This window comes from Pseudomonas sp. GW821-FHT09C10, assembly GCF_059418085.1.
Window position 1 is genome coordinate 133,172 of the sequence record NZ_JBWKPE010000015.1, and the last position, 21,697, is coordinate 154,868.

Below are 21,697 nucleotides of genomic sequence, written 5' to 3' on the forward strand. Positions count from 1 at the left end.
TCCCGATAGCGGTGGTTCAGTGACAGATGCATCTGCTGACACTCCCTCATCGGGGGCAAGCCCCCTCCCACAGTTGATCTCCATTGTCTGTGAGGACCGGGTTCCTAGGCGGTAGCCATTTCCATCACCGACACCGGCGTGGCCTCACCGCGCTCCAGAATCCCCATCTGCCGTCCCCGGCTCATCACCATCACCCGGTGGGACAAGCCCAGCACTTCATCCAGGTCGGAACTGACCACAATCACCGCCATGCCCTTGGCCGCCAGGTCCGCGATCACTTCATAAATCGCCGCCCGCGCACCCACGTCGATGCCGCGTGTGGGCTCATCGAGGATGAACACCTTGGGGTTGCGCGCCAGCCACTTGGCGATGATCACTTTCTGCTGGTTACCGCCGGACAAGCTGGAGATCCGCGACTGCGGCGCACCTTTCACACCGAGTCGCGCCACCGCCGTGCGCGCGAATTCGCGCAGCGGGGCAGGGAACACCCAGCCGCGTTTATCCAGCAGGTCGGTGTTGCCGTAGATCAGGTTGTCTTCGATACGGTGTTCCACCACCACGCCTTGCTGCTTGCGGTCTTCGGGCACCAGCACCACGCCGGCCTGGATCGCCTCGAAGGGCGAGCGCAACTGGCGGACCTCGCCATCCAGCACCATATGGCCCCGGATATCCTGGGCCGCGCCGGCAATGGTACGCACCAGCTCGGTTCGCCCGGCGCCGACCACCCCGGCAATGCCGAATACCTCGCCGGCACGCACGCTGAAGTCGATGCCGTGCAAGGCAAACTCACGGCAGGTCAAATCCTTGACCTGCAACATCACCTGCTCCTGGGGCGCCTGCAACGCAGGGAAGATCCGCTCCAGGCTGCGCCCGACCATCTGCTCCACCAACTCCCGCACCGGCACCTGGGCCGTAGCATGCAGGGCGATCTGGCGACCGTCGCGCAGCACCAGCACGCGGTCGGCGATGCGTGCGATTTCTTCCAGGCGGTGGCTGATATAGATAAACGACACACCCTCGGCCTTCAGCCGTTCCACCTGCTTGAACAGCAGCTCGGTTTCTTCGCCACCCAATGCAGCGGTGGGTTCATCGAGGATCAACAGGCTGGCCTTCAGCGTCAGCGCCTTGGCGATTTCCACCAGTTGCTGGGCCGCCACGCTCAGGCCTTCGACCTTGCGCGAGGCCGGCACCTTGAGGCCCAGGCGTTCGAGTTGGATCTGCGCCTGGGCCTCCATGTACTCGCGGTCCACCCGCCCACGGCGCATGGGCAGGCGGCCGACGAAGATGTTCTCGGCAATCGACAGTTGCGGCAGCAGGCGGATTTCCTGGTGGATCAGGCCGATCCCGGCACCCAGCGCGGCCCCCGGTGAAGCGGGGGCGTAGGGCGCGCCGAGCCAGGTCATGCTGCCCCCGGCTTCGGGTTGCACCAGCCCGGCGATGATCGACGACAAGGTCGACTTGCCCGCGCCGTTCTCACCGAGCAGGGCCAATACCTCGCCGGGGCGAATGTCCACGTTGACCTGCGACAACACCTGCACCGGCCCGTAAGCCTTGCTGATATTGCGCAGGCACAGCACCGCGTCGGATCGAGCGGTGTCAACGGCTGCTGCTTGCATGACGACCTCCAAGGCTTACGGGTGCTGTTGCAGGAACGGCGCGACGTTTTCTTTAGTGGTCAGCACGGTGGGCAACAACTGCTCCTTGGGCAGGGTCTTGCCGGCTTTGAGGTCGATGGCCGAGGCCACGGCCAGGCGCCCCATTTTCTGCGTCTGCTGGGTCATGGTCGCGTTCAGCACACCGCTTTGCACGGCCTTGAGCCCGGCCACGTCGCCGTCGAAACCGACCACGACCACCTTATGATCGAGGTTGCCGACTTTCACCGCCTGGGCAGCGCCCAAGGCCATGGCATCGGCGCGGCCGAAGAACACGGTGATGTTCGGGTCACGCTGGAGCAGGTCCTGGGCTACCGCGAAGCCTTTGTCCTGGGCCCATTCGGCCGGTTGCTGGGCGACGACCTTGAGGTCCGGGAAGGCTTTCAGGCCCTCTTCAAAACCTTTGGCGCGATCATTCTCGGGGGTGGTGCCGATCTGGCCTTGCAGGATCGCGATGCGGCCCTTGCCCTCGGTGATCTTGCCCACGTACTCGGCCAGGGTCTTGGCGCCGGCCACGCTGTCGCTGGCGATAAAGGTGTCGCCCGGTGCGTCGGGGGCGTTGCGGTCCACGGCGATCACCGGGATGCCCGCAGCCTTGGCGGCTTTCACCGGCACACCGGCGGCGGTGGCGCCGGCCGGGATGTAGATCAGCACGTCGATCTGGCGGGTGATCAGGTCTTCGATCTGGCTGACCTGGGTGGAGGAGTTGCCCTGGGCGTCCACGGTGATCACCTTGACCCCCTTGGCTTTGCCCTCGGCTTCCACCGATTGCTTGATCTGGTTGAAGAAGTCGGCCTGCAGGTTGGCCACGGCCAGGCCGATGGTCAAATCCTTGGCCCAGGTGGTGCCGGCAGCGGTGAGGGTGGCGGCGGCGAGAGCGGTGGCCAACAGCAATTTCTTGGGGCTGAACATGTCGGTGACTCCTGGTTTTATTGTTGGAGGGTGTCAACTGTCGAACAGGTTTAACGGGCAGTGCTGGAGCGGCGTCGCAGGGTGTCGATGGTGACGGCGAGGGCGATGACCACGCCGATCACCACTTGTTGAATAAAGGGCGAGACGCCGAGCAGGTTGAGGCCATTGCGCAACACGCCAATGATCAGCACGCCCACCAGAGTGCCGCCGATGCTGCCGACGCCGCCACTGAGGCTGGCGCCGCCAATCACCACGGCGGCGATGGCGTCCAGCTCCAGGCTCAGCCCGGCGCTCGGTTGCGAAGAGTCCAGGCGCGCGGCCAGGGTCACCGCGGCGATGCCGGCCAGCGCCCCGCTGATGGCGTACACCCACAAGGTAATCGCCCGCACCTTGATGCCCGACAACCGCGCCACTTCCGGGCTGCCGCCCATGGCGTAGAGGTTGCGGCCACCGGCACGAAAACGCAGGAACACCCAGGCCACCACCAGCATCACCAGGAACAGGCCCACGGTGGCCGAGAGGAAACCAAAGTGGCGCACCGTCGCCAGGCTGGTGAACCAGTCCGGGTAGCCGACGATCTGCCGGCCTTCGGTGAGGATATTCGCCAGGCCACGGGCCACCGACATCATGGTCAGCGTGGCAATAAAGGGTGGCAGCTTGGCGTAGGTGATCAACGCGCCGGACACCAGCCCGGCGAGCATACCGCTGGCAATCGAGATCGGAATCGCAAAGCCCAACGGCACCGCCTGATCCTGATACAGCCAGCCGAGCATCATCATCGAGAAGGCCAGCACCGAGCCGACCGACAGGTCGATGCCGCCGATCACGATCACCGCCGTCATGCCGATCGCCAGGATGCCCAGCACCGTGACCTGATCGAGGATGTTCAGGCCATTGCGCAACGAGAAGAAGAATTCGGAACTGAAGGAGAAGACCAGCACCAGCAGCACCAGCCCGATCAGCGGGCCGCCGATATTGCTGGGCAGCAGTTTGACGATACGCGGGCGGGGTGGCGGCTTGAGTTCGGCCGGGTGCTGGACAATAGCTTTGGCGTCCACAGTGTTCTCCTGAGTTATTTTTTTTGGAGTGCTTCAGGCGTCTTGAATATTTATGCGTGCCTGACTGTTAATTCAGATTCCAGTGACACCGTGTCAAAGTCAAGCGCTTAATTTTTCTTGCCTGCCGCTGAAACGGTGTTTTTGCCCGGCGCAAAGCCACGGGCTAGATGAGCCGGTGTGGGATTTTGGCCGTTTGTCCGAGGGCTGTTTCCGAGTTTTATTTGGTTTTTCGGCGGTTCGCTCACTTGACCTGCCGGAGGATCGGCGTCTAAATAGAAATATATTGTCACTGCTGAATAAATATTCAAAGACAGCCTTGGACACTTTCACCCCGCGTGGTCAGCCTCAAAGGAGCCGCTGCATGAATGCCTTCCAGTACGACGCCCACCAGATCAAGGAACAGGCCCGCCTGATCCGTCGCCATGTGATCCGCCTGAATGCCGACTCACCGGCGGGCGGGCACACCGGGGCGGACCTTTCCGAGACCGACATCCTCGCCACCCTGTATTTCCGCATCCTCAACACCGGCCCGGAACGCACCGAAGACCCCGAGCGCGATATTTATATCCAGAGCAAGGGCCACGGCGTCGGCGGTTTGTACTGCTGCCTGGCGCAGGCGGGGTACATCCCCACTGAGTGGCTGCCCACCTACCAGCACTTCAACTCGCACCTGCCCGGCCACCCGGTACGCCAGAAAACCCCCGGCATCGAACTGAACACCGGCGCCCTCGGCCACGGTTTGCCGGTGGCGGTCGGGCTGGCCTTGGCGGCGAAGATGTCCGGCAGCAAAAAACGCATCTACGTGCTCACCGGCGACGGCGAACTGGCCGAAGGCTCGAACTGGGAAGCGGCGATGGCGGCGGCCAAGTACGGCCTGGATAACCTGTTTGTGATCGTCGACAAGAACAAGCTGCAGCTTGCCGGTTTGACCGCCGAGATCATGCCGCTGGACCCACTGGACGTGAAATGGGCGGCCTTCGGCTTCCGCGTCAGCGAGTGCGACGGTAACGACGTCGGCCAATTGATCGAAGCCCTGGAAAGCATGCAGACCAAGACCGGCGCGCCCCAGGTGCTGATCGCCCACACCATCAAAGGCAAGGGCGTGTCGTTTATCGAAGCCCGCCCCGAATGGCACCACCGCGTGCCCAAGGGTGATGAAATCAACGCAGCACTGGAGGAGTTGAACCATGGCGAGTGAACATTTGGCGAGCGTCATGGTGGAAGCGTTTATCGCTGCCGTCGAGGCCGGGCTGGACGTAGTGCCAGTGGTCAGCGACTCCACCTCCACGGCCAAGATCGGCCCGTTTGCCCAGCGCTTTCCCGAGCGGCTGATCAATGTGGGCATTGCCGAGCAATCCCTGGTCAGCGTCGCGGCGGGCCTGGCCCTGGGCGGCAAGATCGCCGCCACCTGCAATGCGGCGCCGTTCCTGATCTCGCGGGCCAATGAGCAGATCAAGGTGGACGTCTGCTACAACCAGGCCAACGTGAAGATGTTCGGCCTGAATGCCGGCACCAGTTATGGCCCGCTCGCCAGCACCCACCACAGCCTCGACGATATTTCGGTGATGCGCGGGTTTGGCAATGTGCAGATCTTCGCCCCGGCCGATGCCGTCGAGTGCCGCCAGATCATCGATTACGCGCTGCGCTACCACGGCCCGGTGTATATCCGCCTCGACGGCAAAGCCTTGCCCGATGTGCACGGCGCCGACTATCAGTTTGTGCCCGGTCGGGTGGATATCCTGCGCCAGGGCGCCGATGTGAGCATCGTGGCCCTGGGCTCGGTGGTGCATGAAGCGGTGGAGGCGGCGGCATTGCTGGCGGAGCAGGGCATCCAGGCCCAGGTAATCAACCTGTCGTCGATCCGGCCCTTGCAGCGTGATGGATTGCTCAGCGCCTTGAGTGGCACCCGCGCGGTCATCAGTGTGGAAGAACACAATATCAATGGCGGCGTCGGCAGCCTGGTCGCCGAAGTGCTGGCCGAAGCCGGGTTGGGCATTGCCCTGGTCCGCCTGGGTATCGGCGATGGCGAGTACGCCGCCGCCGGTGCCCGCGAACCGACCCGCGCCTTGCATAACATCGACGCGGCTGGGATTGTGGCGGCTGCCACTCGGTTGCGGTGAAACCCATGAATAACAACACCCCGCTGATCCTGGCGATAGATGAAGGCACCAGCAACGCCAAGGCGGTGCTGGTCAACGAACTTGGCCAGGTGGTTGCGCGCGGTTCGCGGCCCTTGAGCATCCGCCATCCCCAGGCCGGGTTTTCCGAGCAGGACCCGCTGCTGATCTGGCAAAACACGTTGGCGGCGATTGAAGAATGCCTGGCCCAGGTGGATCGTCCGATCACTGCGTTGGCCATCAGCAACCAGCGTGAATCGGTGGTGGCTTGGGATAGGCATACCGGTGAGCCATTGTCGCCGTGCATCAGTTGGCAGTGCCGACGCTCTACGGCGTTGTGCACGCACCTGCATGAGCAGGGCCATGAAGCGCTGATCCTGGAAAGGACCGGGCTGGCGTTGGACCCGATGTTCTCGGCGGGCAAATTTCGCTGGATTCTCGAGCACCTTGAGGATGGCCACGCCCGCGCCGCTGCCGGGGAGATCTGCCTGGGCACGGTCGACAGCTGGCTGTTGTGGCAACTCAGCGGCGGCCAGGTGTTCGCCACCGACTATTCCAACGCCGCACGTACCCAACTGTTCAACCTGCACACCTGCGCCTGGGATCCTGAGCTGTTGGCGTTGTTCGGCATTCCGGCTGCGGCCCTGGCGCCGATCCGGCCGAGCGCCGGTTTCTTCGCCGAAACCGTCGCGGTGGGCGGCTTGCCCGCCGGTATCCCGGTGATGTCGATGATCGGCGATTCCCATGCGGCGCTGTACGGGCAGGGCGGTTTCGCGCCGGGGCTGGTCAAGGCCACCCTCGGCACCGGTTCGTCCTTGATGACGCCCATGAGTGGCCCAATTGCCTCCACCCATGGCCTGTCGACCACCCTGGCCTGGCATGACGGCAGCCAACCCACCTTCGGCATGGAAGGCAATATCGTCCATACCGGCGCTGCCGTGCAGTGGGCGTCGAAGCTGGTGGCGGGAGAATCCCTGGATGCGCTGACCGAACAGGCCGCGCAATTGCCGGATAACGGCGGCGTGTATTTTGTCCCGGCGCTGTCCGGCCTCGGCGCACCGCACTGGAAGGCCGACGCCCGTGGACTCATCTGCGGGTTGAGCGAAGCCACGTCCGGCGCGCATATCCTGCGCGCGGCGCTGGAATCCATCGGCTATCAGATTCGCGATGTGTTCGAGGCCATGCAGCAAGACATCGGCAGCCCGCTCAAGGAACTGTGGGTGGATGGCGGCGCCACGCGCAACCGCTGGCTGATGCAGTTCCTCGCCAACCTGCTGCAACGCCCGGTGGTTCGCAGCCTGTCGCCGGAGGTGTCGGCATTGGGCGCCGCGCACCTGGCGGGTCGGGCGTTGGGGGTGTGGGCGAGTGATGCGGCGCTGGGGCAGTTGGAACGCCAGCGCGAGCGCTTTGAGCCGCAGGAGGATCCGGCGATGGCGGAGCGTTACTCAGAGTGGAAAAAGGCTCTAGCCCGCACACTCCTCTAACCGCATATGCAAACCAAATGTGGGAGGGGCTTGCCGCCGATGAGCATAGGGATCTACATAACGTTGACTCAACACTGAACGTCCGGGGCTGTTGTGGTGACCGGGCTTGTCGAATCGTCGCACCGCCCGCGTTGGGCTGCGTAGCAGCCCCAAAACCAGCCTCTACAGAGTGTCTGATACACCGCATTCTTCTTTACTGGGGCTGCTACACAGCCCAGCGCGGGACAAGCCCGCTCACCACAGGGATATTTGTCAGAGTCTGAAAAGTTGTGTAGATACCCATGCCCATCGAGGGCAAGTCGAATCGTCGCACCGCCCCTCCCACATTGAGATCACACCCGCCTTCAAGGCCGCCAGGTCTGCACATCCTTGGCATCCACCGCCTTGGGCAACAACCCCGCCTTGAAGAACGCATCGGCAATCTTCTGCTGCTCACCCAACTGCTCAATCGTCACCGGCTGCACCTGATAACTGCGGTGCGCATTCGCCGCTTCCACCGTGGCTGCATCCAGGTTGCCCCATAGCGGGCCGAGCACTTTTGCCGCGTCCTGCGGGTTGGTTTTTACCCAGTGGCCGGCGTTTTCCAGCTGCGCGTACACCACCTTCAATACCTCCGGGTGCGCCTTGGCGTAGGGCGTGCCGGTCAGGTAATAGCGCTTGTAGCTGGCCAGCCCGGCACCGTCCGCCAGGGTGCGCGTCGGCAGTTGGCGCTGCACGCTGGTGAGGAAGGGTTCCCAGGTGACCCAGGCGTCCACCTTGTTGTTCTCGAACGCCGCGCGGCCATCGGCCGGCGACAGGTAAGCCGGCTCGATATCCGAGAACGCCAGGCCGGCCTTGGCCAGCGCGGCAATCAACAGATAGTGGGTACCGGCGGCCTTGGTTACCGCGATCTTCTTGCCCTTCAAGTCCGCCAACTGTTGGATCGGCGAGTCCTTGCGTACCACGATGGCCTGGGCCGAAGGCGAGGGCGCTTCCTGGGCGAAGTAGGTGAGTTTGGCCTGGGCGGCCTGGGCGAAGATCGGCACGGTGTCGGCCACGTCGGCGCTGATGTCCACATTGCCGACGTTCAGCGCTTCCAGCAGCGGCAGGCCGCTGGGGAACTCATGCCAGCTCACCTCGATGTTGTCGGCCTTGAGGGCTTTCTCCAGGGTGCCCTGGGTTTTCAGCAGGGTGATCAGCGTGGAGGATTTCTGGTAACCGATGCGCACGGTTTCCTGGGCGTGCGCACTGACGGCAACGGAAAAGGCCAGCAATCCTAATACAGCGGCGAGGGGACGACGAAGGGACATGGTGGGCTCGATCTTCAGCGAAATAGATCCAAGCTTAATGATCTGAAAACCATTCGATAAATACTCTTTCGATCTGAGCTTAGGGCGCTTTCAGCCGCTTCCTGCCCATCAGGCATAACCATAGAATTATATGGTTCTTTCATAAAAGTCAGTCATTAATATAATCAAAATGGAATTTTTGTCGCTTTCGGCCTTTCTCTGGAGCGGGCTGACCCATTCAATAGGGATACTTCGCATGGCTGCTTTTGATCACCTGACCCGTCGCCGCCTCCTGGGCCTGGCCGGCCTGACCCTGGCCAGCCTGTCGCTGCCGCGCCTGGGCTTTGCCGCCGACGCACATGCCGGCCACAACATCGCCCAGGAGCCCGCCGGCACCGGTGAGTTCATCCGCCTCGACGCGCCGCGTAAACTCAAGCTGGCGGTGAACCTCAACGCGGTGTGCCTGGCGCCTGTGGTGATCGCCCATGGGCAAGGCTTCTTCAGCAAGCACAACCTGGACGTGGAGTTGGTCAACTTCGGCAACTCCACCGAGGTCTTGCTGGAAGCCATCGCCACCGGCAAGGCCGACGCAGGCGTGGGCATGGCGTTGCGTTGGCTCAAGGCCCTGGAGCAGGGCTTTGACGTGAAGCTCACCGCCGGCACCCATGGCGGTTGCCTGCGGTTGCTCAGTGCCGCCAACGGCGGTGTGAGCAAGCTGGAAGACCTCAAGGGCAAGGCCATTGGCGTGACCGACATGGCCAGCCCGGACCGCAACTTCTTTTCGATCCTGCTGAAAAAACACGGCGTCGACCCGGTGCGCGATGTGGAGTGGCGCCTGTACCCGGCCGACCTGCTCGGCACGGCGCTGGAGCGTGGCGAAGTGCAGGCGGTGAGCGGCAGTGACCCGTTCATGTACCGCCTGATCAAGTCCGGCGTGGCGCGTGAGTTGTCCACCAACCTGGTGGAGGAATACGCCAACCTCAGTTGCTGCGTGGTCGGCGTCACCGGCAAATTGGTGCGTGAAGACAAGCGCGTGGTCGCGGCGCTGACCCAGGCGATCCTTGAGGCCCATGACTATTCCGTGCAGCACCCGGAGGAAGTTGCCAAAGGCTTCCAGGCCTACGCTCTGAACACCTCCACCGAAGAAGTCCAGGCGATCCTCCACGACCACACCCACGGCCACCACGCGGTCGGCGCGGCGCTGACCCAGGAGATCACCACCTACGTCACCGACCTGAAAACCGTGGAAGTGATCAGCAAAGGCACCGACCCGATCGCGTTTGCCCAGGAGATCACCGCCGATGTCTTCAACTGACGCAACCGTCCTCAACCCGCCTGTGGCGCTCAAGCTCGGGTGGCAAGGCGCGGCGGTGGTGACGGCCTGGGTGGCCGTCGCGCTGCTGATCAGTTACTGGCCCAACGCGGTGCGCAATTGGCCGTTGACTCAGGGCCTGGCCAACCTCTGTGTGGGCGTGGCGGCGTTGTTTATTGTGCTAAGCCTGCTGGGGCGCAGGCTGTCGACACTCGCGCTGCGCTTGCGCACGGCCGCGCCCTGGCTGATCGCCTTGCCGGTGCTGCTGGGCCTCTGGGAATTGCTCACCGCCAAGCTTGCGCTGTTGCCGGTGCCATTCTTCGCGCCGCCCCAAGCCTTGCTCGCGGTGTACATCGAAGACTACGCACGCCTGGCCGACAGCCTGCTGCATTCGGCGCTGCTGCTGGGCTCGGGGGTGGCGCTGGGCGCGGCCACCGGGTTTGTCGCCGGTGTTGCCATTGGCTGGTCCACGCGTATCGGCTACTGGCTGCACCCGGTGCTGCGCATCCTCGGCCCGGTGCCGTCGACGGCGTTGTTGCCGCTGTGTTTTTTCCTGTTTCCGAGCAGTTGGAGTGCGAGTGTGTTTTTGATCGCCCTGGCCACCTGGTTTCCGGTCACGGTGCTCACCTGGTCCGGCGTGGCCAGCGTCGATAAAGCCTATTACGACGTGGCGCGCACCCTTGGCGCCCGGCCGGGTTTTCTGATTTTCAAGGTGGCGATTCCCGCCGCGCTGCCCCACGTCTTCGTCGGCCTGTTCATGGGCCTGGGCGCCTCATTTTCCACCTTGGTGGTGGCGGAAATGATGGGGGTCAAATCCGGCATCGGCTGGTACCTGCAATGGGCCCAGGGCTGGGCGGCCTACGCGAACATGTACGCCGCACTGCTGATCATGGCGCTGGCCTGTTCGGGGTTGATCACCGGGTTGTTCCTGGTGCGTGATCGGTTGCTGGCCTGGCAGAAAGGAGCGATGAAATGGTAGCCCTGGCACACGCGGTATCGGCTTCGGAAGGATTGGCGCTGCGCATAGAAAACCTCAGCCATGGTTTTGCGCTGGACGGCCGGCATTTGCCGGTGTTGGAGCGGGTGTCCCTGGACGTGGCGCCGGGAGAATTTGTGGCATTGCTCGGGCCTTCGGGTTGCGGCAAGTCCACCTTGCTGCGCCTGGTGGCGGGGCTGGAGCCGGCGGACTCCGGACGGCTGTTGGCCGATGGCGAACCCATCACCGGCCCGGACCCAAGCCGCGTGGTGGTGTTCCAGGACCCCACCCTGTACCCGTGGCGCCGCGTATGGGACAACGTCGCCCTCGGCCTCGAAGCCCAAGGCCTGCTCAAGACTCATTCGGCCAGGGTCGATGAGGCCCTGCATAAGGTCGGCCTTGGCCCGTTCGCCCGCGCCTATCCACGGCAATTGTCCGGCGGCATGGCCCAGCGGGTGGCGTTGGCCCGTGCCCTGGTCAACCAGCCGCGGTTGCTGATCCTCGACGAACCCCTGGGCAAACTCGACTCCCTGACCCGCATCACCATGCAAAAAGAGCTGATCGACCTGTGGCAGCGCCAGGGCTACACGGCCCTGCTGGTGACCCACGATGTGGAAGAAGCCTTGCTGCTGGCCAACCGGGTGATTGTGTTCAGCGACCGCCCGGCGAAGATCCAGGCACAGTTGAGCATTGATAGGCCGTATCCACGGCACCGGGACGATCCTTACCTGGTGGACCTGCGGCGGCAGATACTAGGCCTGCTGGGGTTGGGCGAAAACTGGTAGTCAGTGGGCGTCTTTCAGCGCAATGGCCTGGGTGGTCGTACTTGACACACCGGCACGGTCCGCCAGGTAACGCGCGGGCGGCTGGCCTACCGCCTTGCGGAACATGGTGATGAAGCCGCTGGCGTTTTCATAACCCAGGTCCAGGGCCACCCGTTGCACACTTTCACCCTTGGCCAGCCGTTGCAGGGACAGGATCACATGCAACTGCCGGCGCCAGCGGCCGAAACTCAAGCCCAGTTCCTCCAGCAACAGGCGCGTCATGCTGCGCTCGCTCATGCCGATGCGCACCGCCCACTGGCCGAGGGTGGCTTTATCGGTCGGGTCGGCCAGCAGGCTGTTGGCCAGGCGGCGCAAGCGTGCGTCCTGGGGCATGGGCAGGTGCAGGGCTTCGACCGGGGCGGCGGCCAGTTCATCCAGCAAGGTGCTGATCAAGCGGCCTTGGGCGCCGGCCTCGTCATAGAATTGCGGGAAGCTGACGGCCTTGCTGATCAGCTCGTGCAGCAACCCGGACACGGCCAGGGTGCAGCATTGCGGCGGCAGGGCGTGGGCGGCGTCGGGGTCGATCAACAGGCAATACACCTCGGCCTCGCCAGAGCCACGCGCCGCATGGGGCGTACCGCCGGGAATCCACAGTGCGCACTGGGGCGGCACGATCCAGATCCCCGCTTCGATTTCACAGTGGATGACCCCGCGCAGGGTGTACATCAACTGGCCCTTGCGGTGGGCGTGCTGGGCATGTTCCCAGGTGTCCGACGTGCTGGTGGCGCCCACGGCCACCACGGCGCGGGGGAACAGGTCGGCGTCCTTGGCCATCAACGGGTCGAGCAGATCAAGACGGTGGTGCTTCATGGCGGAGATCGCAGGTTGGCCGGATTGCGAAACAGTCTGGCTATTCTGTGCAATGCCGTCCAGGGGTTCGAGCTTTATATTGAGATCCACTCTCATTAAGGAGCTTTGCCATGCGACTCGACAGTACAACGTTCCCTGTGGTGAAAATCGTCTTCGATGCGCCGAACCAAGGCGGGCCGGAAGACGCCTTCCGGGTCTTCGAAGACCTGTTGGCACGCCAGCAATCCTTCCTGCTGCTGCACGAAAAAGCCGTGGACGAAACCCATCACGAACATTCCCATGAACAGCGCAAGCAAGCCTCGATCTGGATGAAGAAGCATCGACAGGCGCTGCGCACGTTCGTCAAGGGCATGATCCAGGTCGAGCCCAGCGCGGCCAAACGCCTGGCACTCAAGCCGTTTGCGCAGATGTTCGGCAAGGCCTGGGGCTATCCGTTGTTGGTGGTGGAATCCAAGGACCAGGCCTGGGCGCTGGCGCGGGATGTGCTGGATGAGCGAGTGTCGGATGTGGCGCATTTTTGAACGGACGCGACCCGACTCTCTCTCTGTGGTGAGCGGGCTTGCCCCGCGCCGGGCTGCGCAGCGGCCCCAAAACCAGGCGCTTAGGCGTGCCTGATACACCGCATTCGTCTTCATCAGGGGCGCTTCGCACCCCAACGCGGGCAAGCCCGCTCGCCACAGGGGCAGGTCTTTCTCGCCGGTCGGGGGCTGGCCAAGCTGCGTTATCACCTTTCATTGCAGCTGTTGCTGATCCTGGTTTATCTGGTGGTGGCCGAGCGGGTGGTAGAGATTGTGTGGGGCTTCCGCGCCCATTGAAGTATCCTCCGCACCCCTCTTTCCACCGATTCAAAGACAGATGACAGGACAAGACATGCAGGCGCTGCTGGAGTCGATCCTCGACGAAGTGCGCCCCCTGATCGGCCTCGGCAAAGTCGCCGACTACATTCCCGCGCTGGCCGATGTACCGGCCAACCAACTGGGCATCGCGGTGTACGGCAATGACGGCTCGGCCTACCGCGCCGGTGACGCCGATACGCTGTTCTCGGTGCAGAGCATTTCCAAGGTGTTCAGCCTGGTGCAGGCCATCGACCATGGCGGTGAAACCATCTGGGAACGCCTGGGCCACGAGCCTTCGGGGCAACCGTTCAACTCGTTGGTGCAACTGGAATTCGAACGCGGCCGCCCGCGTAACCCCTTCATCAATGCCGGCGCGCTGGTGATCTGCGACATCAACCAATCACGCTTTGCCGTGCCGATTCTGTCGATGCGCGACTTCGTGCGGCGCCTGTCGGGCAACCCGCAGATCCTGGTCAACAGCGTCGTCGCCGACTCCGAAGCCCAGCACGGCGCACGTAACGCCGCCATGGCCTACCTGATGAAGTCCTTCGGCAACTTCCACAACGATGTGGATGCGGTGCTGCACAGCTACTTCAACTACTGCGCCCTGCAGATGAGCTGCCTGGACCTGGCCAAGGCGTTCAGCTTCCTCGCCAACGAGGGCACCAGTGCCCACAGCGGCGAACAGATCCTTACCGCGCGGCAGACCAAGCAAGTCAACTCGATCATGGCCACCAGCGGACTGTATGACGAGGCGGGCAACTTTGCCTACCGTGTGGGCTTGCCGGGCAAGAGCGGTGTGGGCGGCGGCATTGTCGCGGTGGTGCCGGGGCAGTTTACGGTGTGCGTGTGGTCGCCGGAATTGAACGCGGCGGGCAACTCGCTGGCGGGGATCAAGGCGTTGGAGTTGTTGAGTGAGCGGATTGGGTGGTCGGTGTTTTGAGTGCGAAACCACTTGGAGGGTTGGACATCCCACAGCAGGACATGGGACACACATTGAGGTAAAGTCGAGCCAGCGTTCGACGCCTGAGGTGATCTATGCTCGTTGCCATTGATCAGTCCTTGTCCTGAGCCGGAGACCAACATGTCACGTAAAAAAGTTAAGCCCCCAATTACTGAGGCACAAATTCTTGCCCAGGAATCAAGTATTCCCTCCATTGCGGCCAAAGCATTCAGGGATGCCTACGAGGTTGCCCTTTCTAAAGGAGAATCCGTGCTTGTGGTGCGTGCTGGTCAATTGGTTAAAGTTTCCAATACGGAAACGTTAGTTATCCGCCCTGTGGAAACCTACGGCACACTCAAGGCTGGTACGCGCTTGAAAACCAGAAAGTCCTTGTTGGACCGTCGGTCTGCTCAGGCGCAGATTCAGGCTTGAGTACGACCCCTCGCGTCCGTATGTTCGCCGGGCCGAACGGGAGCGGAAAGAGCACATTCAACTCGAAGGTTCCGGCCCACTTGCTGGTCAATTACATCAATCCCGATGCGATTGAGCTAGGCATTCGTGAAACGGGTGTTTTTGACTTTACTGTCTTCGGGCTATACCGCTCCGCCGAGTGCGTGATCGCGTTCTTGCGCAGTCATTCACTGCTTTCAAAATTTCCCGACTCCCTCGCCAAACTGGACGACCTGGCCGTCAAGGGTGAGCGGATCATTTTTGCTTCGCGCAACATCGACTCTTATATCGCTTCTGCTCTTGCCGATTTTATTCGGGTGTCTCTGATTGAAGAACGCGTAAGTTTTACATTCGAGACAGTCATGTCGGACGGCAGCAAAATTGAACTGCTAAGGCAGGCGAAAGCTGCCGGTTATAGGGTATACGTTTATTACGTTGCTACCGCGGATGCTGATATTAACGTTGCCCGGGTTGCCTACCGGGCCTCTATAGGTGGTCATGATGTACCACCGGACAAGATTCGATCTCGTTATAAGCGCTCTCTGGAAAACTTGTCTGAGGCGATACTTTTATCCAATCGAGCCTATATCTTTGATAATTCGCAAGACGGCGAGCCCAGTTTTGCGCAACTTGCCGAGATTACAGAAGGCGAGGATATCGATATTGTTGCGGACACCCAGCCTGCGTGGTTTCAGCAATACGTCATCGATAAGTTGACGTAGCCGCTTCACAAACAAGTCCACTACAACAAGGCGATGCTGGTGAGTAGGGCGAAGGTGCGGTCTTGCAGTAGGGACGACGAGCCCAAACGGTAACTTTCTGTTCCGGGTCTTTCGGGAGGGCGCCGAAAATAGCGCAGGCGCCCCATGTCTTTTATGTCAGGCTGCCGGGTGAGTTTCGTCCAGCACCTTGTCCACCAACAGTTGCACACCTTCCAGCATTCGGCAGATGCCCAACGCCACATTGCGTTGGGCGCCGTCGATTTCAAAGGCCAGGTGCGTGGCGATATCGGTGATGGAGGATAGATCCTGGGAGGCGTTGACCAGCAGGGTTTCCGTGCCGAGGTCAGGGCGCACGGTGAAGAGTTTTTCTGGGGGATTGGGGCGGTCTTTAATCATGGTGAAGCTCCTTTGTAAATGGGGCTGCCACGATTCGCGGTCAATCGAAGAGGGTGGCAGCTGTACGCGGGTTGACCGACCGGCCCAAAGAACAAAACCGGCATACCCTAAGGTATCCCGCGTACAGCTGCCGCGACACGATACATCAGACATAAAAAAACGCCTAAGCTCGGGGTTGGCGCAGTTGCTCTTTGAAGTCGGACGGTCAAATCCGGTCGCTGAATTGGCAGCGACGGCACGGAGGTTAGTCAGCGAAGTTCCGAGCGACAACCTGAAACAGTCGTGGGATAAGTCCTAGGGACCTCATGGCCGGACGCTACATCCTGTGGCGAGGGAGGTTCCACTACCTCTTCGACGTAGCGCTGTCGTGAAGCAAACTGGGACCTCTGTGGTGAGCGGGCTTGTCCCGCGTTGGGGGGCGAAGCGCCCCTGATGAAGATGAATGCGGTGTATCAGGCACTCCTCTGAGCCTGGTTTTGGGGCTGCTGCGCAGCCCAGCGCGGGACAAGCCCGCTCGCCACAAACGCCTATTCAGCGTCCTTTTTTGCGCGTCTTCGACCCCGGCAAAATCATGCCCACCTCTTGCTGGTAGCGCCGATACCGCTCACCAAACAACGCCACCAGGTCCTTTTCTTCAAAGCTGGCGCCAATGAAGAGGTAAACCGTCATCCCTGTCGCAAACAACAGGTGCCCGGCCGTCATGTGTGGCGTTGCCCAAAAGGCGATCAGGAAGCCGAGATACAGCGGGTGGCGCACGATCCTGTAAAACAGCGGCGTCCTGAATACTGGCGCCCGTGGTGTGGTTTTGCGCCAACGGTCGATAGCTTGCTTGAGCCCGAACAGTTCGAAGTGGTCGATCAAAAAGGTTGCCAGTAAAGCGATGCACCAGCCCAGCCCGAACAAGCCAATCAACACGGCCTTGGCCCACGTCGTTTCAACCTTCCAGACGGTGAGCGGCATCGGTTGCCACAGCCAGAACATCAGCATCAGCACCAGGCTGCTGAGCAGCACATACGTGGAGCGTTCCACGGAGGTCGGAATGACTGCCGCCAGCCACTGCTTGAAGCCTTTGCGCGCCATGGCCGTGTGCTGGACGCCGAACAGCAGGATCAGCGCGCCGTTGATCAGCACGGCGACTGGCCACGCGACGTGGGGGCCATCGTTGATGTTCTTGGGCACCGCCACGCTGCCGACGAAGCCGATTAGATACAAACACGTGAACAGGAACGCCAAATAGCAGCAGGCGCTGTACACCAGTCCGATGACACGGGCGGTGCGAGTGTTGTCGAGTTGCATGAGCATGCCTTTCCCACAGGATGAATAGACCGCAAACCCGCAGGTCAGCCAGTCCATGGCTAAGCCTAGCGGGTTTTGCGTACCAAAGGACCTGTGAGGGATAACGGTTTTCAGCGTGCCTGCAATTAGGACTCAGCTGATATTGAGCCGATCCAACAAGCTGTACCAAGCCACCCCTGCACCAATGTAAAACCGCTGCAATCCGTGCATCGGCAAGCGCTGCAGCGGCGTGACCGGGTAGGCAAATTCAGCCTGGCTGTCGCACAACCGCCCGGCCAGTTGCTGCCCCAGGCTGGTACACAATGCGATGCCACGGCCATTGCAGCCCAGCGCCAAGGTCAGGCCCGGTGCCGGTTCGTGGACATGGGGCATGAAGTCCCGCGTGATTGCGATACGCCCGGCCCAGCGGTACTCAAACTCCAGCGGGCCCAATTGCGGAAAGAGCAGCGCCAGGGAGCGCTCCAGGTGGGCAAAATCGGCCGGTGACGTGGGGTCGTTGAACAGCCCGCGTCCGCCCATCAGTAAGCGCCCATGACTGTCTTTGCGAAAGTACAGCAGCAGCCGTTGTGCGGTGGATACGGTTTCCTGTCCCGGCAAGATGCTCTCTGCCGCACGCCCACGCAGCGGTTTGGTGGCGACGATAAAACTGTTCGCCGCGAGGATGCTCTGCGCCATGCCCGGCCACAGGCTGCCGCTGTAGCCATTGGTGGCCAGCACCACTTGATCGGCCATCACCTGCGCACCGCCAGCGGTCTGCAGTTGCCATCCCGGGCCCTGGCGCTGTAACCCTGTCACTGCGCTGTGACCATGAATGCGAACACCCGCCGCCAACGCCGCGCCGACCAGCCCACGGGCATACGCCAGCGGCTGAATCGCCCCGGCGCGGCCATCCAGCCAGCCGCCGGCAAATGCCTCGCTGCCCATGCGCGATGCCACCGCCGCCGCATCCAGGCGCTGTACCGGCACGCCGCGCCGCGCCCATTGCTCGGCTCGCGCATGCAGGCCGGCCACGCCCTTTTGCGTGTACGACACCTGCATCCAGCCTTTGCGCACCGGCGCGCAATCAATGCCGTGCCTGTCGATCAACGTGAACACCAGGTCCGCCGAGTTCGACACTGTCGAGATCAACGGCTCGGCCTGCTCCGGCCCGTACATCTGCACCAGTTGCTCCGGGTCGTACTTGAGCGTCGGGTTGACCTGCCCGCCATTGCGTCCCGATGCGCCCCAGCCGGGCTCATTGGCTTCCAGCACGCACACGCTGACCCCGCGCTCGGCCAGATGCAGGGCTGTCGACAGGCCGGTATACCCCGCGCCGACAATCGCCACATCCACTTTCACCGACTCACCCAGCGCAGGCGTCGGCACCACGGAGGGCGCCGTCGCCGACCACAATGATTTCATGACAGGCTCCGCGTGTTGCCGGTGGGGTGCAGCACGCGCCGCAGGAAGTCCTGGGTACGTGCATGCTGTGGATCGCCCAGCACCTGCTCGGCCGGGCCGCTCTCGACGATGTAGCCGCCATGCAGGAAGCACACGCGGTCGGCGACTTCGCGGGCAAAGCCCATTTCGTGGGTGACCACGATCATGGTCATGCCTTCGTCGGCCAGGGTGCGCATTACCGCCAGGACATCGCCCACCAGTTCAGGGTCGAGGGCCGAGGTGGGTTCGTCGAACAGCATGGCTTCAGGTTTCATCGCCAGGGCGCGGGCGATGGCCACGCGTTGCTGCTGGCCGCCGGAGAGCTGTTCGGGGTAGGCGTCGGCCTTGGCGCTCAGGCCCACCTTGTCCAGCAACACCAGGGCCTCTTCGCGGGCCTGCTTGAGCGGTTCGCCTTTGACATACACCGGACCTTCCATCACGTTTTCCAGCACGGTGCGGTGGGGGAACAGGTTGAAGCGCTGAAACACCATGCCCATGCGGCTGCGCAACGCGTGCACGGTTTTGCTGCCGCGTTGCACGGTTTCGCCGAACACGTTGATGTGGCCGCCATCGTAGGCTTCCAGCGCGTTGATGCAGCGCAGCAGGGTGGATTTGCCCGAGCCCGAGGGGCCGATCAGGCACACCACTTCGCCCTTGGCCACGTCGAGGTCAACGCCGTGCAGGACGCGGTGGCTGCCGTAATGTTTTTGCAACTGACGAATCTCGATCATGCTTTTTTCCTCCGCCCCAGGTGCTGCTCCATACGACGCAGGCCATACACCAGCGGCAGGCTCATCAGCAGGTAGAGCAGGGCGACCAGGGTGTAGACGGTCATGTTCTGGAAGGTCGACGAGGCGATCAGTTGGCCTTGGCGGGTCATCTCGGCGACGGTGATGGTGGATACCAGGGACGAATCCTTGAGCATCATCACCAGGGTGTTGCCGTAGGGCGGCAGGGCGATGCGAAACGCCTGGGGCAGGATCACCCGGCGCATCATCAGCGCCGAGCGCATGCCCAGGGCTTCGGCGGCTTCACGCTGGCCCTGTTCCACGGCAATGATGCCGGTGCGGAAGTTCTCGGCCTGGTATGCCGAGTAGGCGATGCCCATGCCGATCACCCCGGCGTAGAACGCCGTGAGGTGCACGCCCATGTCCGGCAGCACGAAGTAGATGTAGAACAGCTGCACGATGATCGGCAGGCCACGGATCACGTTGATGATGGTGCTGGCCACCCATGACAGCGTGCGAATCGGCGACAGCTTGAGCAGCGCCAGCACCAGGCCGATCGCACTGCTGAGCAGGAACGACAGCACGGTGATCTGGATCGTCACCCAGGCGCCTTGCAGCAGAATCGGCAGGAAGTCCCGGGCGTTTTGCAGGAACTCGGCCGGGTTCATGGACGCACCTGGGTATCAAGTCCCCACTTCTTGAGGATGCTGTCCAGGGTGCCGTCGGCCTTGATGCTGGCGATGGCGGTGTTCAGGCGCCCGAGGGTTTGCGCATCGCCTTTGCGTACCACCAGGCAGACTTCGCCGACGTTGGTGGGCTGGTAGTCGGGGGCGAGCTTCACGCCTTTGAACAGCTTCTGGCGAATCTGGTAGGCCACCACCGGCTGGTCGCCGACCGCCGCCTTGATGCGCCCCAGGGACAGGTCGCGGACCATCTCGCCGATGGAGTCGTAGGTGCGAATCTCCTTGAAAATCCCCAGCTTGTTCAGTTGGTCGTAGAACACCGTGCCGGCCTGTACGCCGACCACCTGATCCTTGAGCGGCGTGAGGTCGGGGTAGGCGGCGCTGTCGTCGGCATTGATGATCAGGCCCTCACCGTAGGCGTACACCGGGGCGCTGAAGTCGACGACCTTGGTGCGCTCTTCGGTCTTGAGCATGCCGGCGGAAATGAAGTCGAGCTTGCCGGAGGTGAGGGAGGGGATCAGCGCGGCGAAGTTGGTCTGTTCGATCTGGCTGGTGAAGCCGCCGGCCTTGCCCACTGCCTCGGCGACGTCGACCATCACGCCCTGGATGCTGTTGGTCTTGATATCGAGGAAGGTGAACGGCGACCCACTGGCGGTTGCACCGACTTTGTACGTGGACGCACTTTCTGCGTGCGCGGCGCTGACGCAGAGTGTGGCGCACACACCGAAGGCAAGGCGGCGAAACAAGGGCGAAAGACTGTTCATCGGGCTACTCCAGAAGGAAAACGGAAAGTCAGTACCGCGAGCGGTTACCGATGAAATCGCAAGCTCTGTGCCATTTCGATTCAAGTAAATCGAATTAAGCTATATAAAATCGACAAAATGAACTATTCGTATCGATATGCGATATTTAATGGTCTATTTTTGTGATTTGGGGTAGTAATATCGCCACGCCTGATCCACCTGACCGCGAGTTCGCCATGTCCGAAGAACGCAACAGTCTGCACAACCAATCCCTTGAAAAAGGCCTGTCGGTGCTCAAGGCATTCAGCGCCCAGCGCCGCAGCATGAGCCTTGCAGAGGTGGCCGAGGCCGCTGGCATGACCAAAAGCTCGGCCCAGCGCATGGTGTTTACCCTTGAAAGCCTGGGTTACCTTCGGAAACACTCCCGCACACGGCATTACCAACTCACCCCCCGGGTGCTGGAGTTGGGGTTCAGCTACCTGGATGCGCATTCATTGATCGAGGTGGCCAACCCGTTTCTGTCGGAACTGACCCGGCTCACAGGCGAGACCTCGTGCCTGACGGAGCCGGCGGGCTACGACATGACCTATATCGCGCGCTTTGTCAGCGCGGGTTTTGTACCGGTGCATATGCCGATCGGCTCGCGGGTGCCGATGTACTGTACGGCGTCGGGGAGGGCGTTTCTGAGTGCATTGCCGCAGGAGGAGGCGTTGGCGCTGATCGAGCACAGCCAGCGGGTGGCACACACCAGCCAGACGTTGACGGACGTGGCGGGCATTCTGGAATCGTTGCAGCAGGTGCGCGAGCAGGGTTATGCGGTGAATGCCCAGGAGCTGTTCCTCGGCGACATGACCATCGGCGCGCCGGTGCTGGGCGCCAATGGCCGCCCGGTGGCGGCGGTGCATGTGGTGGCGCCGACCAGTCGGTGGAGCAGGGCGGATGCGGAGAAGCAGCTGGCGCCGGCGCTGTTGCAATGCTCCAGGGCATTGAGCAACTCGGCGCGGAACCTGGAATAACCGGCAATGCAGATGCAAATGTGGGAGGGGGCCGGCCCCCGATTGCAGTGTG

Annotated in this window: 22 protein-coding genes; 11 read left to right on the plus strand and 11 right to left on the minus strand. The window is 62.3% G+C overall.

The annotated features are described in order from the left end of the window. Positions 1 to 104 precede the first annotated feature (104 nt). The 3 genes from AC07OT_RS25055 to AC07OT_RS25065 are packed head-to-tail and all read right to left on the minus strand — an operon-like array spanning position 105 to position 3,622. Positions 105 to 1,616 (minus strand): sugar ABC transporter ATP-binding protein, encoded by a 1,512-nt coding sequence (locus AC07OT_RS25055; protein ID WP_115488607.1) that lies wholly within the window; start codon positions 1,614 to 1,616, stop codon positions 105 to 107. 15 nt (positions 1,617 to 1,631) lie between these two features. Next, positions 1,632 to 2,564 carry a sugar ABC transporter substrate-binding protein gene (locus tag AC07OT_RS25060; RefSeq protein WP_065941828.1) on the minus strand — a complete coding sequence of 311 codons (933 nt, stop codon included), beginning with the start codon at positions 2,562 to 2,564 and terminating at the stop codon, positions 1,632 to 1,634. A 50-nt stretch (positions 2,565 to 2,614) separates the two neighbouring features. Beyond that, positions 2,615 to 3,622 carry an ABC transporter permease gene (locus AC07OT_RS25065; RefSeq protein WP_027607262.1) on the minus strand — a complete coding sequence of 336 codons (1,008 nt, stop codon included), beginning with the start codon at positions 3,620 to 3,622 and terminating at the stop codon, positions 2,615 to 2,617. A 361-nt stretch (positions 3,623 to 3,983) separates the two neighbouring features. Here AC07OT_RS25065 and AC07OT_RS25070 point away from each other — a divergent pair, with 361 nt between their 5' ends. From AC07OT_RS25070 to AC07OT_RS25080, 3 genes are read left to right on the plus strand one after another with little or no spacing between them, the layout of a single operon-like run. Beyond that, positions 3,984 to 4,820, plus strand: a complete 837-nt coding sequence (locus AC07OT_RS25070; protein ID WP_053134374.1) for a transketolase — start codon at positions 3,984 to 3,986, stop codon at positions 4,818 to 4,820. Further along, entirely contained in the window at positions 4,810 to 5,742 is a 933-nt protein-coding gene (locus tag AC07OT_RS25075) for a transketolase family protein (RefSeq protein ID WP_495109304.1), read from the plus strand. The genes AC07OT_RS25070 and AC07OT_RS25075 overlap by 11 nt, the downstream gene beginning before the upstream one ends. A gap of 5 nt (positions 5,743 to 5,747) precedes the next feature. Further along, the gene (locus tag AC07OT_RS25080; protein ID WP_495109305.1) at positions 5,748 to 7,223 is read left to right on the plus strand and encodes an FGGY family carbohydrate kinase; all 1,476 of its coding nucleotides are present in this window, start codon (positions 5,748 to 5,750) and stop codon (positions 7,221 to 7,223) included. 344 nt (positions 7,224 to 7,567) lie between these two features. Here AC07OT_RS25080 and AC07OT_RS25085 read toward each other — a convergent pair whose 3' ends face one another. Continuing rightward, positions 7,568 to 8,512: an aliphatic sulfonate ABC transporter substrate-binding protein gene (locus AC07OT_RS25085; RefSeq protein ID WP_065941833.1), complete on the minus strand. Its 945-nt coding sequence runs from the start codon at positions 8,510 to 8,512 to the stop codon at positions 7,568 to 7,570. A 235-nt stretch (positions 8,513 to 8,747) separates the two neighbouring features. On the opposite strand from AC07OT_RS25085, the gene AC07OT_RS25090 reads away from it, so the two are divergent. The 3 genes from AC07OT_RS25090 to AC07OT_RS25100 are packed head-to-tail and all read left to right on the plus strand — an operon-like array spanning position 8,748 to position 11,564. After that, positions 8,748 to 9,806, plus strand: a complete 1,059-nt coding sequence (locus AC07OT_RS25090) for an ABC transporter substrate-binding protein (protein ID WP_495109306.1) — start codon at positions 8,748 to 8,750, stop codon at positions 9,804 to 9,806. Continuing rightward, a complete protein-coding gene (locus AC07OT_RS25095) occupies positions 9,793 to 10,782 on the plus strand; it encodes an ABC transporter permease (RefSeq protein WP_115488613.1) in 990 nt (329 codons plus the stop codon). The genes AC07OT_RS25090 and AC07OT_RS25095 overlap by 14 nt, the downstream gene beginning before the upstream one ends. Then, positions 10,776 to 11,564: an ABC transporter ATP-binding protein gene (locus AC07OT_RS25100; RefSeq protein WP_495109307.1), complete on the plus strand. Its 789-nt coding sequence runs from the start codon at positions 10,776 to 10,778 to the stop codon at positions 11,562 to 11,564. The genes AC07OT_RS25095 and AC07OT_RS25100 overlap by 7 nt, the downstream gene beginning before the upstream one ends. Here the strand turns inward: AC07OT_RS25100 and AC07OT_RS25105 are convergent, their stop codons facing one another. Continuing rightward, complete coding sequence (locus tag AC07OT_RS25105; protein ID WP_092357382.1) at positions 11,565 to 12,413, minus strand: AraC family transcriptional regulator; 849 nt, start codon at positions 12,411 to 12,413, stop codon at positions 11,565 to 11,567. It abuts the gene before it with no gap. A gap of 110 nt (positions 12,414 to 12,523) precedes the next feature. Here AC07OT_RS25105 and AC07OT_RS25110 point away from each other — a divergent pair, with 110 nt between their 5' ends. From AC07OT_RS25110 to AC07OT_RS25125, 4 genes are all read left to right on the plus strand, one after another. Beyond that, complete coding sequence (locus tag AC07OT_RS25110) at positions 12,524 to 12,934, plus strand: hypothetical protein (RefSeq protein ID WP_108572745.1); 411 nt, start codon at positions 12,524 to 12,526, stop codon at positions 12,932 to 12,934. A gap of 349 nt (positions 12,935 to 13,283) precedes the next feature. Continuing rightward, positions 13,284 to 14,192: a glutaminase B gene (glsB, locus tag AC07OT_RS25115; RefSeq protein ID WP_027607252.1), complete on the plus strand. Its 909-nt coding sequence runs from the start codon at positions 13,284 to 13,286 to the stop codon at positions 14,190 to 14,192. A 141-nt stretch (positions 14,193 to 14,333) separates the two neighbouring features. Further along, positions 14,334 to 14,624, plus strand: coding sequence for a hypothetical protein (locus AC07OT_RS25120; protein ID WP_065941838.1), 291 nt, complete (start codon positions 14,334 to 14,336; stop codon positions 14,622 to 14,624). An 80-nt stretch (positions 14,625 to 14,704) separates the two neighbouring features. Then, complete coding sequence (locus AC07OT_RS25125; protein WP_495109308.1) at positions 14,705 to 15,364, plus strand: ATPase; 660 nt, start codon at positions 14,705 to 14,707, stop codon at positions 15,362 to 15,364. A gap of 156 nt (positions 15,365 to 15,520) precedes the next feature. Here AC07OT_RS25125 and AC07OT_RS25130 read toward each other — a convergent pair whose 3' ends face one another. From AC07OT_RS25130 to AC07OT_RS25155, 6 genes are all read right to left on the minus strand, one after another. Beyond that, positions 15,521 to 15,760, minus strand: a complete 240-nt coding sequence (locus AC07OT_RS25130; protein WP_495101665.1) for a DUF6124 family protein — start codon at positions 15,758 to 15,760, stop codon at positions 15,521 to 15,523. Between the two features lie 531 nt (positions 15,761 to 16,291). Beyond that, complete coding sequence (mddA, locus tag AC07OT_RS25135) at positions 16,292 to 17,062, minus strand: methanethiol S-methyltransferase (RefSeq protein WP_495109340.1); 771 nt, start codon at positions 17,060 to 17,062, stop codon at positions 16,292 to 16,294. A 126-nt stretch (positions 17,063 to 17,188) separates the two neighbouring features. Further along, positions 17,189 to 18,457, minus strand: coding sequence for an NAD(P)/FAD-dependent oxidoreductase (locus AC07OT_RS25140; RefSeq protein ID WP_495101663.1), 1,269 nt, complete (start codon positions 18,455 to 18,457; stop codon positions 17,189 to 17,191). Further along, positions 18,454 to 19,206 (minus strand): amino acid ABC transporter ATP-binding protein, encoded by a 753-nt coding sequence (locus tag AC07OT_RS25145; protein ID WP_027607248.1) that lies wholly within the window; start codon positions 19,204 to 19,206, stop codon positions 18,454 to 18,456. Before AC07OT_RS25145 ends, AC07OT_RS25140 begins: the two co-directional genes overlap by 4 nt. Further along, positions 19,203 to 19,871, minus strand: coding sequence for an ectoine/hydroxyectoine ABC transporter permease subunit EhuD (gene ehuD, locus AC07OT_RS25150; protein WP_027607247.1), 669 nt, complete (start codon positions 19,869 to 19,871; stop codon positions 19,203 to 19,205). Before ehuD ends, AC07OT_RS25145 begins: the two co-directional genes overlap by 4 nt. Then, positions 19,868 to 20,650 carry an ABC transporter substrate-binding protein gene (locus tag AC07OT_RS25155; RefSeq protein ID WP_027607246.1) on the minus strand — a complete coding sequence of 261 codons (783 nt, stop codon included), beginning with the start codon at positions 20,648 to 20,650 and terminating at the stop codon, positions 19,868 to 19,870. The genes ehuD and AC07OT_RS25155 overlap by 4 nt, the downstream gene beginning before the upstream one ends. Positions 20,651 to 20,865: 215 nt before the next feature. Between AC07OT_RS25155 and AC07OT_RS25160 the strand changes: the two genes are divergently transcribed. After that, positions 20,866 to 21,645 carry an IclR family transcriptional regulator gene (locus tag AC07OT_RS25160; protein WP_141155332.1) on the plus strand — a complete coding sequence of 260 codons (780 nt, stop codon included), beginning with the start codon at positions 20,866 to 20,868 and terminating at the stop codon, positions 21,643 to 21,645. The last annotated feature ends 52 nt before the right edge of the window (positions 21,646 to 21,697 follow it).